The 11,413-nt window shown below is 60.9% G+C and carries 12 protein-coding genes; 3 read left to right on the top strand and 9 right to left on the bottom strand.

The window, feature by feature from the left end:
- The first annotated feature begins 982 nt into the window (after positions 1–982).
- On the top strand, positions 983–1,417 hold the full coding sequence (locus V3W46_RS09810) for a hypothetical protein (protein WP_331782925.1): 435 nt from the start codon (positions 983–985) through the stop codon (positions 1,415–1,417).
- Positions 1,418–1,652: 235 nt separating this feature from the next.
- On the opposite strand, the gene V3W46_RS09805 is transcribed toward V3W46_RS09810, so the two are convergent.
- The 5 genes from V3W46_RS09805 to V3W46_RS19645 all read right to left on the bottom strand — a co-directional run bounded on the left by V3W46_RS09805 (position 1,653) and on the right by V3W46_RS19645 (position 5,214).
- The gene (locus V3W46_RS09805; RefSeq protein WP_331782924.1) at positions 1,653–2,126 is read right to left on the bottom strand and encodes a hypothetical protein; all 474 of its coding nucleotides are present in this window, start codon (positions 2,124–2,126) and stop codon (positions 1,653–1,655) included.
- 395 nt (positions 2,127–2,521) lie between these two features.
- A complete protein-coding gene (locus V3W46_RS09800; protein WP_331782923.1) occupies positions 2,522–3,256 on the bottom strand; it encodes a GAF and ANTAR domain-containing protein in 735 nt (244 codons plus the stop codon).
- A gap of 40 nt (positions 3,257–3,296) precedes the next feature.
- Positions 3,297–3,989, bottom strand: coding sequence for an ANTAR domain-containing protein (locus V3W46_RS09795; RefSeq protein WP_331782922.1), 693 nt, complete (start codon positions 3,987–3,989; stop codon positions 3,297–3,299).
- A 403-nt stretch (positions 3,990–4,392) separates the two neighbouring features.
- Positions 4,393–4,776, bottom strand: coding sequence for a hypothetical protein (locus V3W46_RS09790; protein ID WP_331782921.1), 384 nt, complete (start codon positions 4,774–4,776; stop codon positions 4,393–4,395).
- Positions 4,777–4,854: 78 nt separating this feature from the next.
- Positions 4,855–5,214: a DUF7882 family protein gene (locus V3W46_RS19645; protein WP_443069965.1), complete on the bottom strand. Its 360-nt coding sequence runs from the start codon at positions 5,212–5,214 to the stop codon at positions 4,855–4,857.
- Between the two features lie 677 nt (positions 5,215–5,891).
- On the opposite strand from V3W46_RS19645, the gene V3W46_RS09785 reads away from it, so the two are divergent.
- Positions 5,892–6,395, top strand: a complete 504-nt coding sequence (locus V3W46_RS09785) for a hypothetical protein (RefSeq protein WP_331782920.1) — start codon at positions 5,892–5,894, stop codon at positions 6,393–6,395.
- A 325-nt stretch (positions 6,396–6,720) separates the two neighbouring features.
- On the opposite strand, the gene V3W46_RS09780 is transcribed toward V3W46_RS09785, so the two are convergent.
- The 4 genes from V3W46_RS09780 to V3W46_RS09765 all read right to left on the bottom strand — a co-directional run bounded on the left by V3W46_RS09780 (position 6,721) and on the right by V3W46_RS09765 (position 10,334).
- Entirely contained in the window at positions 6,721–7,557 is an 837-nt protein-coding gene (locus V3W46_RS09780; protein ID WP_331782919.1) for an alpha/beta fold hydrolase, read from the bottom strand.
- A gap of 200 nt (positions 7,558–7,757) precedes the next feature.
- A complete protein-coding gene (locus V3W46_RS09775) occupies positions 7,758–8,168 on the bottom strand; it encodes an ester cyclase (protein WP_331782918.1) in 411 nt (136 codons plus the stop codon).
- Positions 8,169–9,477: 1,309 nt separating this feature from the next.
- A complete protein-coding gene (locus V3W46_RS09770) occupies positions 9,478–9,720 on the bottom strand; it encodes a hypothetical protein (RefSeq protein WP_331782917.1) in 243 nt (80 codons plus the stop codon).
- Positions 9,717–10,334 carry a recombinase family protein gene (locus tag V3W46_RS09765; protein ID WP_331782926.1) on the bottom strand — a complete coding sequence of 206 codons (618 nt, stop codon included), beginning with the start codon at positions 10,332–10,334 and terminating at the stop codon, positions 9,717–9,719. The genes V3W46_RS09770 and V3W46_RS09765 overlap by 4 nt, the downstream gene beginning before the upstream one ends.
- Positions 10,335–10,641: 307 nt before the next feature.
- Between V3W46_RS09765 and V3W46_RS09760 the strand changes: the two genes are divergently transcribed.
- Positions 10,642–11,373 (top strand): DUF6338 family protein, encoded by a 732-nt coding sequence (locus V3W46_RS09760; protein ID WP_331782916.1) that lies wholly within the window; start codon positions 10,642–10,644, stop codon positions 11,371–11,373.
- Positions 11,374–11,413 lie beyond the last annotated feature (40 nt).

The raw sequence follows: 11,413 nt of genomic DNA, 5'->3' as shown, positions 1-11,413 counted from the left end.
CTCCAATCGTGAGTGTTCACTTTTCAAACATCGCTACTGTTCAGTTTTCAAGCGTCGCTGACATTGGCCGGGTTTTCGGGCCAAGGCAGCCTCCAACTTCTGGGCTTTGCCCACACATTGCCCACACCTGACCCATTTCACCGTTGATTGATGTGATTCTCGAGATAACAAGATCCGCGGCATGACGGGGATTCGCGTAATTTACACATTTGCGGAGGGCCTCTGTGTCTGACTACGGATCAGTGGGCCGAATCTGAGAGGTGGCGACTATTTGTCTTGGGGGATGAGAACGCCAACGACGCTTATGGCTCGAGCCCGCGCTTTGCCCACGACTGTAATCTTCGCCGTAGACCGAAGAACGCCCTCAGAAGGCGCCGGCCACACGGCCACAATGCGACATGAGGGCGACACGCCGACAAATACTCTTCAAAACGCGGGGACCCACGGATGGGGGTCCAAGATCGGGAAGACGTACTCAACGACAGGCATAAACGAGTTTCTCTTTCTCCGTCCACACAGGTCCGGAAGAAGAGCCACTGATTGAGGTCAACTCACTCTGAGACCGTCTTGCATCCCTAGAGATACGCGACGTCTCATCACCTGGAAGACTGTTCCTTATAGATTCGCAGATCTTTGTGCAGCCGGGCTGTCTCGCATCTAGGTGTCGCTAGTGGGGGCTTGATTCGGGTACTGAAGGTGTGTTGCGAGACAGCAAGATACCGATCGGCAGGCGAGGGACTCTCGCCGCCGGGGTACGACGAGACGATCTCTACATCGGTCACGGCGTCTCGGGTGCGTGTTTATCCCGGTCGGCGTTCGATGAGGCGATCGCAGCTCTGCACTCAGGGGAAACTTTTTGATCACGACTCTGAATCGGTTGGGCCGTTCTACGCAGAAAGTGCTCACTTTCGCGGAGCTGTAGCGGGGCAAAGGTGCGGCGTTGCGGGTGTTGAACCTCGGGGGAGGGGATGGGGTTAGTTTCGTGCATCTCGTTGATCGCAGCTTGGAGGCACGTGACGGGCTTGGTTTGCTGGCCCGCATCACGTCCGATCGAGTGACGTCCAAAGCGACGACGGTGCACTGCTTGAGCGCAACCCCTTATGTCGGCCGAGTTATGACCGTTAGCTGGAAGAAAGCGTTTGGAGCGCTCATGATTCGTCGGTTTATCACGATCAACAAAGCGTGTTACGCGGTGCCCTCTGCCGAGGTGTTCACGGATCTCAAGTCGGAGGTCGTGGCTGCGATTTCCGCGGGCGTTGGGATGGTCGATTTGCCGATGCTCGACAATCGCGCGGTCAGTGTGGTGATAACGCCTCACCAGATGGTGCTCTTCGAAGAGCGGTTTGTATACGACGACTTCGAGGCCGTAGGCGCGGGCGCGGAGTCCTACGACAACTTCGCCGAATTCGACTACTGAGACCCGTGCGCCAAGAAATGCGCCGACACCCTGCCGGTCCAGGGTCTCAGCAGGCCGATGATGCCCGCGTGCGGAAGTGACACGGAGAGAAGTCTGCTCCGTGGTTTCGGTTCCCGCTACGGACCGGTGAGTGGCTTGTCTTCAGCCGGACGGGTTTTCCACGGGCGCTCCGTCTTGTTCGGTGCCGTCGTCGGGGTCGATCTCGTCCGGGTGGGGGGTGTTGCCGGGGCGCGGGTCACTCATCGTCTGCGCCTTCTCCAGACGCGGTGTCCTCACCTGCAGTTGAGCCGCTGTTTGTCTGACGCTGATCCGTCTGGCAACTCATCAGCATCGGGGCTGCCCTTGTTGATTCGGGTGCGCGGTGTTCGTTGCGATCGGGCCGGATGGTGCTTCCGGGCCACGTCGCTTCGGCGATGATCTGCGGAAACCAGTGGTTCATCCACGCTTCGAGATCGTCCCGGGTAGCGGCGGTGTGCCAATGTCGTCGCTGGTGTGCCGTTTCGCCGGGCCCGACGAAGTGCCACACGCTGAAGTCGTTCACCTCGGCCTCCCGGATCTGGTACCCGACGTGACGGTCCGCGGCAGTGACCCTCCACTGCGAATCGGTGACCTCTTCGAAGTGGTAGTAGCTGTTTTCCGTCTCCGGGGAATCCGGGAGGAATCGTGCCTCGGCCACTCCGGTCGCCGTTGTGGTGGCCATGTCTGTCATGACCGTCCGCCAAGCGCGGCCGTCGGGACCCCGAAAAGCGAGCCGTCGTTGCCGCGGCGCCGCCGCAAGAACCCGGCGTCGCGGACGGTGCGAAGCGAGACGGAGTGGTTCGTTGTCGGATCGACCCTGCTGCCGACCGGACGCGTTCCGGTGGAGATCGCCGTGGGCAACGTCGTCGGGGTGATCATGCGGGGCCTCACTTCATGACTGGGCTAGATGAAAAGCCGGGCAGTCACAGAGAGGCGTGTCACCCGGTAAGAATCAGCAACCGAGGTCAGGGGCGACTGAGGCAAATCTACCCGACCGTCTCCCGGAGCGCATTCGGAACCCAGTCAGAGGCAGGGGCTTGACGGCCACCGCGTACACGATAGTCAATGCGTCTGTGCCGAACGCTGTCAGAGTTCGTGTGTTCGAGCCGGCTCGGTGCTGAGGTCGAGGGTGCCGTTGATTACGTTCTGCGCGTCGGAGAGGAGCTTGTTGTTGTTTGACCGGGAGTGGTTTCGGATCCGTTCGAACGCGGCGTCGGGTGTGATGTTCGCTTGACCGGCGAGCATCCCTTTGGCCTGTTCAATCAACACGCGGTTATTGAGCGCGGTTTGTAACTGCTCGGCGAGGTCGGTTTTCGCGATGCTGCTTCGGTCCTGCAGAAGACTGATGGTCGCCATGTCCGCGAGAGCCTGACCCAGCGCGACGTCGGCGTCGGTCATCAGGGTGGTGTCGTCGGAGACGAGGTTCATGGCCCCGATCACGTCCCCGCGGAGCCGGAGGGGAAGCGCGTGGGTTGATTGCACTCCTGCTTCGGCGGCGACACCGACGAAGCGGGGCCACCGGTCTTCTGCTTCCCTAATTGACGCATTGGTGACGGGTTGACCGCTGCGGAAGCAGTCCAGGCACGGGCCCTCATCGATTTGTAGCTCGAACAGCTCCAGGTCCCGGATCCGTTCCGAGGACGACGCGGCAAGCTTCAACCCACCGCGGAGGTCGGAGAGCATGATGCCGGCCGCGTCAACGTTCAAAAGTTCAACGCACGCGTCCGCGAGGTAGTGCAAAAGGTCGGTTGCGTCGAACTCGGCGGTGAGAGTATCGGCGAGGGTGATGAAAACCTCGGCAAGGCGGGTTTCTCGTGTCATGCGCGTTCCTTAGCGTCTGATGTTCAGGATACAGCTGGGGTCAAGTGATGCGGAGGGCAAGTGTTACGACATCGCGGGCGACCTTGCTCACCGGTTCCGAATGGGTATATGCGTGCGCTCGGAGCAGCGAGAGCGCCGCACCAAGCTCGATGCCCAGCTGCGCGGCGATCATCCCGGTGGCCTGATGCACCTCGGCCTGCAACGCGAAGGGATCTTCCAGCACGGCCGGAAGAGCACCGTCGTTCTTTGGGCTTTCGAGCAGCAACGCGGTCGCGGCGGCAGCGTACGCCAAGGCGACACCAAGTCGCGGTTCCGTGAGTGGCCCCGTGACGTCTCGATAGATCGTTAGCACTCCGAGACTGATCGCGCCAAGCCTCAGCGGGAACGCGAACACAGCCCGGACGCCTAGTAGGAGCGCTTCTGGTGTCAGCCCTGCCCATTCGCCGGCGCTGTCAGCGAGGTGCGGGCAGAGGATGATCCGGTTGGTTGCCGCGCAGCTCACTTGCGGACCCTCGCCCAGAGTGAAGGCCAGATGTTCCATCGCCACACCAACCCCCACGGTAGCAGCGATCGTCAAGGGGACGGCGCCAGGTGAAGACCAGGTCAGAGAGCTCCCGGTCGCAGGAACCTCGATGCTGCACGCGTTCACGAGGCGCTGCGCGGTGCTCTCATCATCCGGCGATAGGGTGTGAATGTTCTGCAGGATGCGGAAGGTGTGGTCTTCGATGCTCATCAGGTTGCCTTGTTTTGCCATGGTTCACGGCGGGTGTTGACACCCGGTGCCGCCGCCTGAACCAAGGACCTGTGGGCGGTTCTCGGCGTGATCGTGCGCGCCGAGGAACGTCGTCCATGATGAACACGTTGCACGGTGCCTCGATCCAGACGTGACGTAGCGAAAACCTCGAACGGAACTGGGGGAGCTGTTGTTCGAGTGGGAAGGTCAGTGGCCGGGGTCTGGGGCAACTAGTGGTGAGCCTAGCTGACTCCCGGCACGCAAGACGGTTACCGTTGCGGGTTGCGCGACGGTTTGATGGTCGGTTAGGATTTCGACGAATTGGTGCTCCTGACCCCGGCGCCCCATTGGGAACGGGGGCAGCATGACGACATCGCATCGATCAGGTCTGGTATCGGTGGTTTCATCGCCGCTTCAGGAACCGTTCCAGGCGCACGGTGCCGCAGGGAAGCACGGCGACGCGACTGCCAAGTATCAGGTGATCCGGTTGACGCCGACGAAATGGTTGATCATCCGGCGCCTGCAACTCCAGACGCCCGTCCTGGTCGGATTCATTCATTACCATCACGGTGGGTTCGAAACGCTCCATGTAGGCGGCCCGCCGCTCCGGAACCTCTTCGCCACCGCAGAAGAAGCTTTCAACCATCTCGCGACTGCGGAACTGCTTCTCCTCACCGGGTGAAACGTTCATCCCGAAACGTTGCACACAACCCAGCCGCTCAGGGGCTTCCCGGTGACGTTCACCAACGACCAGCACGCCGCGATCAGCGACGACGACGACATCCAATATGCGCTCCAGTGCTATCTTTAGCCGTTGTCTATGAGCCCCAGAACGCCCGCAAGGGGCCGCCGTCCGGGCAGGGCACTATGCAGGCTCGAGTTGACGTTCGCGCCGCTGCGGGGCGGGTTGAACGCGTGGCGCTCCCGTGACGTGGGGGTTCTCGGGGGTCACGATCAGCCCTCTGGAGCTGTCCGCTGAGGCGGCCAGTTCTTCGAGCCAGGCTGGGTTGATCGCGGGGACCCGGCTGCCATTGAACCGGAAATGGAGAGGGATCGATGGGTGTAACCAGATCGACGCCCGCCCACTACCGGACTCCGGCGAAACAGCCCACGACATCGCGAAGCTCTCGCAACGCCGCAGCTTCTGCACGATCACGATCTGCAGATGAGTGAGAGTGCGATCATCTAACTCGATCTCTGCACCGTCGTATGTGAATGAACCCATCAGTATTGCCCTCCATGAACACTGTCGTGCGCGGCACCCATGCCGCACGCAGGGGAACACCTTCTTGAACCGGCGCGAAGGTGCGGGTGAGATCTGACATGCATATCGGCGCGGACGACGTCGCGACCAGGGTCAGGAGCAGCAAGACCCACAATACGCCCCTCGAACGGGTGTCCGCCTGGATACCGAAATGATTCACCCGCCCGAAACAATCGGGGGATCTGTGACGAGGCTGCCCCCCGGAGAACTCGACCCTCTCTTCATTGGTTTGTCAACGCCTGTTTCGTTGTTCGGCCACGACATACATTTATTGCGTTGCTCCTGACTGTGCGGCGGCGATCCATATCCGCGCCAGGAAGGGAGCCACATCACGATGACATTGCCGTGGTCGGAGCGAGTACCGGCCGGATTGGTCGTCACATCCGAATCTTCAGGTCCCGGGTCGCGAAAACGGAATTGCAACGCACCGGCCCTCTCCGGATCGCATCACCGATTTCCCGGTCCAGCGGACAGGGTGGTTCTTTGCTGCGGTCTCTGAGCCGAACCCAGCCCCGCGCCGCCTTGCCCCTTCGGGCGGCGCGGGTACCCCGCCACAAATTTTCTTCGTTGGCTGAAACCAGTCATCGGCTCATACGGAAGGAACCATATTGTCTCAACGCAACACTGTTGTTCGGAGTATGCACGATCTTGGACTTGCTGCCTGGTTCGGCGGTACCCTGATGGGCGCTGTCGGCCTGAATGGTGCCGCAGCGAAAGCGAAAGACCCCGCCGAACGCCTCGTCTTGTCCTCACAGGGGTGGGCGAAATGGGCTCCCGTGCAACTCGCCGCGATTGCTGTGCACGGAATTGGGGGCCTCGGACTCATCGGCGGAAACAAGTCCCGCCTAGCAAGCCAGCCGGAGAGCCGCAACAACACCACCGTGAAGCTTGTCCTCACAGCCGCCGCGGCCGGGGCGTCGCTGTACTCGGGTCTTTTGGGCAGGACGATCAGCAAGCACGCTGCGGAAGGTGCCGACGGTGTCACGGAACCATCCAATAGTTCCTCTGCTGACCTCGCTGCGGCACAGAAGAAGCAACACATCCTGCAATGGGTGCTTCCAGCTCTCACCGGGGCACTCATCATTCTCGGCGCCCAGCAAGGCGAACAACAACGACCCTTCGCCGGACTCCTCAAACGCTGACACCACAGCACCCCACCGACGATGGCGCCGTCCTCGGCGGACGTTCAAATAGACCCCAATGGTCAATCGAGAACTTCAATACGCTTGAGACGCGGGCCAGCGGAGGGGGGTGCTCTGCGTCAGAGAGGAGTGTTCTGCACCGTTGGCGGAACTTCCCTCCGTCTGATATGACAGCAGAACCCCATTTTCGACGCGAAGACCCCACTGAACTTCATAGCCGCCGAAGGTGGATGGCGTGCAGCTGACTGGGCGTGTAAAGATGCGCTTTGCGCTTCCACGTTGTGTCGGATAGCGATAACCCGGTTGCGTTTCCCCGCGCCCGTCGCTACTTCCTAAGGAAGTTGAGGACGGCTGTGTTCCATTCGTCGGGGTTGCTGGTAATCACTCCGTGCGGGGCGCCGGGGATGAGGACGAGTTCGCTGCCCGGGATGGCCTGGTGGGTGCGTGCTCCTGATCCTTCGAACGGGACGACGCCGTCGGCGTCGCCGTGGATGACGAGCGTAGGGATGGTCACTTTGGTGAGGTCGTCACGGAAGTCGGTGCTGGCGAACGCGGCCATGCAGGCAAGGGCTGCGACTTTGCTGGACTGCAGCGCAAGGGTGAGCGTCTGCTGGCGTTCCGCCTCGGTGACTTTCAGTACCGCCTCGACGGAGTAGAACTGGGTGATGAAGTCGTCGTAGAACTTTTCCTGGTTCGCTGTCAGCGCGGCAGTCATCTTCGCGGCCTCGGCCGCGGTGAGCGGCCCGTCGGGGTTCGCTGGGCTTTTCAGCAAGAACGGGGGCACCGCGGACGCGAAGACCACACTGTGCAGGCGTTCAGTGCCGTACAAGGTGAAGTAGCGGGCGACTTCGCCGCCGCCCGCCGAGAATCCGACGAGAGTGACGTCGTTCAGGTCGAGCTCGGTGAGGAGGGTGTGCAGGTCTTCGGTGAGGGTGTCGTAGGTGTAGCCGGTGCGCGGCTTATCGCTTCGGCCAAAGCCGCGGCGGTCATAGGTGATCACCCGGTAGCCGGCGGCTTCGAACGCGGGCACCTGCTTCGACCACGATTCGCCCGACAACGGCCAGCCGTGTATCAAGACGACAGGGCGGCCGTCACCGCCGGTGTCATCTACGTGCAGGTTGGTGTCCTTGAACAATCCGTGGTGCGCCGTGATTTCAGTCATGTCGTCTCCTAAGAGGTTCGTGTCACAGCAGTGCGCTGGACGTTTTCATGTGTTTCGGAACGTGCGTGCCCAACCGGTTGGCTCGCTTTCAGGGGTTGACAGCGCTCCTGCAGGTACCCAGTGCGGCTCGTCGTCTGCGGTCTCGGCGCCTGCCCGGGGCGCGATCTTGATTGGAGTATGTGGTCCGTATCGTGGGTCGGTTAGGGGGTGAGGCCGAGCTGTTCGAGCATGCCGTGCTGATCGCTGCTGCCCCACCGCTCAACGAGTTTTCCGTCCTCGAACCGGCTGATTTGCATGCCCCGCACGGACACCGGCTTGCCGGTCGCCGGGTGACCCATCAGAGGACCTTCGTGGGTGCCGGTCAGGGTGTACGCGAACGCGACGTCGGTGTCGTTCGCGACGAGACGTTCAACTTCGATGTGCAGGTCCGGGAACGCAGTGATCATCTCGCCGAAAAACGCCTGATATCCGGCGGGGCCTGGTTCTTGGCCGGGGGCAGGATCATGATCGACCGCGTCTCCCGCGACCAGGTCGACGAGCACCCCAAGCTCACCACTGTTCACCGCGTCGCCGAACTTCTGTTGTAAGGCGATATTCGATTCTTGACTCATTTTGCATTCCAATCTCTAGTGGTCAGGGTGAGTGGGTTTAGCGGGTGACCATGCCGCCCTAGACGTTCAGCATCTCGCCGGAAGGGAAACGGACCCCTCTGACGCGAACAGACCCAGGGTGATGAAAGCACTATCAAGCGGCTATGCGAATTAGTTGGGCGGGCACCGGCCGGTTCGTTGCGGCTGCTGATCCGATATTGGTGTGGTCTTGGAGCGCGGCTTGCGCGTCTGTGAGGCTGACGTAATTGCCAAGCTCATGACAGGACGTAGTGATCGTGGTGAAAGCGCCTCGAACGCGTTCGGAGACAATCCCGGCGAGATGACCCCCGCACGTTGTCGAACCGACCCAGATCGTCGTGCCATTCCGCACCCAAATGAGCTGTGCGAGGATGTCCTGCTCGAACCGATCTTCAAACATGTAGTCGTCCATTTCTATTCGGAGGAAGATGATTCGGAGCGGTTGGCTGCGTGGCGACGCGATTCAGGGCTGAGAAAGGTGCCCCGTCGATGGCCCCGAGAGAGACGAAATAATCTCCGGTGAGATTGACTGCTGTCAAGCCAGCCGCGAATCAGAAGGTGTAGACCCTTCCCGACAGCCGAGGCGGTCGGGCCGAGCGCGCGTAGGGGCGCCGCGGACGCCCAGAAATCAGTAGTCGGGATTGCTATGGCCGGCGGGCGCACCGGGTCAGGTGTCACCGGATCCATGCCAGTCCACTCCTAACACGCTCGACCACACCATCACGCCCAACCGACCCGAGGACGGTTGGGCACTCAGGATTCGTGGAGAGGCAGCTCCGGGAATCCCGACCCGGAAGGGTGACAGAAAAGCCACCCGCGTACCTCGTCACGAAGCCGAAAGGTCCTTCGGCGATGGCGCGAGTCGACCCACTGCTGCGATACGCAGGCGACGATCTGGGCCCGATCGGTCGAGGTTTTGCATTGCCCCCGCTTGGGCGAGAACCTGAGACGCCGCGCATGCCAGAACCGTTTTCTCTCGATCGAGTAAGAATCGTCACCGAGGTCCAGGGCAGCAATATGAGGGTAGGGGTTGAATTTGCGACAAGCCACTCATTGCGCGACTAGCGGATCGCCGTACACTGCCCCCGTGCACGCAACACTCACTGCGCAGAGCCAACGTTGGCGGCAACGATCAACTGAGTTTGCCACATTGCCGTTGCTCGGTGATCAGACTGCTGATACTGACGCGTTTCTCGGGGACGTGCTCGACGTCTGGGCGCACGCCCGGCGGCCGGCGGAACCCAGGAACGAATGCCTTTCAAGGGATGTAAGTCTCGGCGGCGTGTGTGGTCTAGTCAGGGATTGGCGGGTAGCCGCCGTCGGGGTGGGGGAGGGTGCGCATCCAGAGCATCGCGGCGTCCGCTCGCTCCAGAGCTGTTGCTGCTATTTCGATCGCGACTCGGGAGTCGTGCCACTCGGTGTTCCAGCTGTCTTCAGCCATCACGATCCGGCCCTCGTCGCCGAGCCGACGAAGCCGCCGCAACGACGCACGTATCTCTTCACGGATCTCGTCCGCGCTCACCGGCTCGGTCATGCCGTCACGCTCGACGTAGCCGGTTCGATGTCGGTTGCCATATTTGTGGTTTGTTCGTACCTATATAAGGTCGCTCTGGACCAGCCGACAAGCTGCGCGGCGTCAGCTGCCGTCTTACCGGCTTTTCGGGCGCGTCGGACGATCTCGAGTTTCTCTGCGATCACCTTCGGGTCACTGACAGGCCGGCCGAACCGAGTACCGGCGGCTTGGGCGACGGCGATGCCGGCGTTGACACGTTCGACGATGAGTTCGCGTTCGTACTCGGCCAGGGTGGCGAGCATGCCGAGCATCATCCGGCCCGTCTTCGTCGACGGGTCGATACCGTCCGACACAGACTGCACGCTGATGCCAGCCTGCTGCAGCGACTTGACAGTGTTCAACACATCAATGAGCGAACGCCCGAGCCTATCGATTCGCCAAACCACCACCGTGTCACCCTCGACGGCGTATTCGAGCAGGCGGCTCATCGCAGGCCTACTCGCGGCGGCCTTCGTCCCGGATGTTACGTCGGAGAAGATGTCCCGCTGCTGTACCCCAATTTTGACGAGCGCGTCGATCTGCAGTTGTGCGTCTTGCGCCGCGGTGCTGACGCGGGTGTATCCCAGTAACCTCATGGCGCCATCTTGCCTCAAGAACCCCTGAAACCACGACTGAGACACACGGCACAGTGAGATGAGTTTCCAAGACAACCGGGGCCCGCGAGATTCCGCGGTTCTTGCATCGCGATCGCGGGGGAGTGGGCTGCCTCGAAAACCTTTACCTTTCCGAGACACTACTTAGCCGACGCTCCGCAGCCGATCGCCGATCGTCTTTCGAGCAACAGGCCTGACATTTAGTGCTGCAATTCATGTTTCTCGGGGCGCGGCAAGCAAAACCTAGAGTGGTCCCACCAAATTGTGGCCACGCATGTAGGTTGACCATGTGACCGTACCTGAGTCCTTGCCCCAGGTGCTGATTTTCGTAGCAATGCTCGTGCCTGGATTTAGTTTCGTGACGGTGCGCACCTGGTACGTTGGCTGGCGCACGCCCGACTACGGGCCCGGATCACGCATCCTTGAAGCGCTTTTTGTCAGCGCAATTTTCTTGGTGGTTTACGCGGGTCTCTTCGCGCTGGTTTTCGGAGTCGCTGCGATTTGGACGTACCAGGGGACTCTCGGAGCAGTACAAGGCTGGTTTGAGGGCGGATGGAAGGATGCGTCGGCTGGTCTAATCGCGGTAGCCATAATCATGCTTTTGGTCGTCCTGCCGGGGGCCACGGCCGCTCTCCTAAGCCGTCGAACGAAGATACTTGTGGTGCAGGAAGACGGCACCACTGAAACAGTCACGAAGGCTGTAAACCGAAATCAAGCAACGCCGCGCGGTTGGGATCATGCCGCATATGGGGCTGATACTCCTCGGTTTGTGCGAATTAAAACATCGACTGGTGTCTACATCGGTGGCTGGTTCGACGTCGGAGGCTATGTCAGCACATACCCGTACGAACGGGATATTTTTATTGCGCATCAGTGGCGTATGAGTAAGACCGGAGTCTTTCTCGAGCCGATCGCGGACTCGCTCGGAGTATGGGTACCGATTACCGACACATGCCACGTGGAATGGATCATGGGACCCGCCGAGGGTCACAACAATGTGTCAGCGACGCTTGAAAACTGAACAGTAGCGATGTTTGAAAAGTGAACACTCACGATTGGAG

Source organism: Subtercola sp. YIM 133946 (assembly GCF_036553535.1).
Classification (GTDB): Bacteria; Actinomycetota; Actinomycetes; order Actinomycetales; family Microbacteriaceae; genus Subtercola.
The sequence above is the reverse complement of the archived record's forward strand: the minus strand, read 5'-3'. Positions and strand labels throughout refer to the sequence as shown.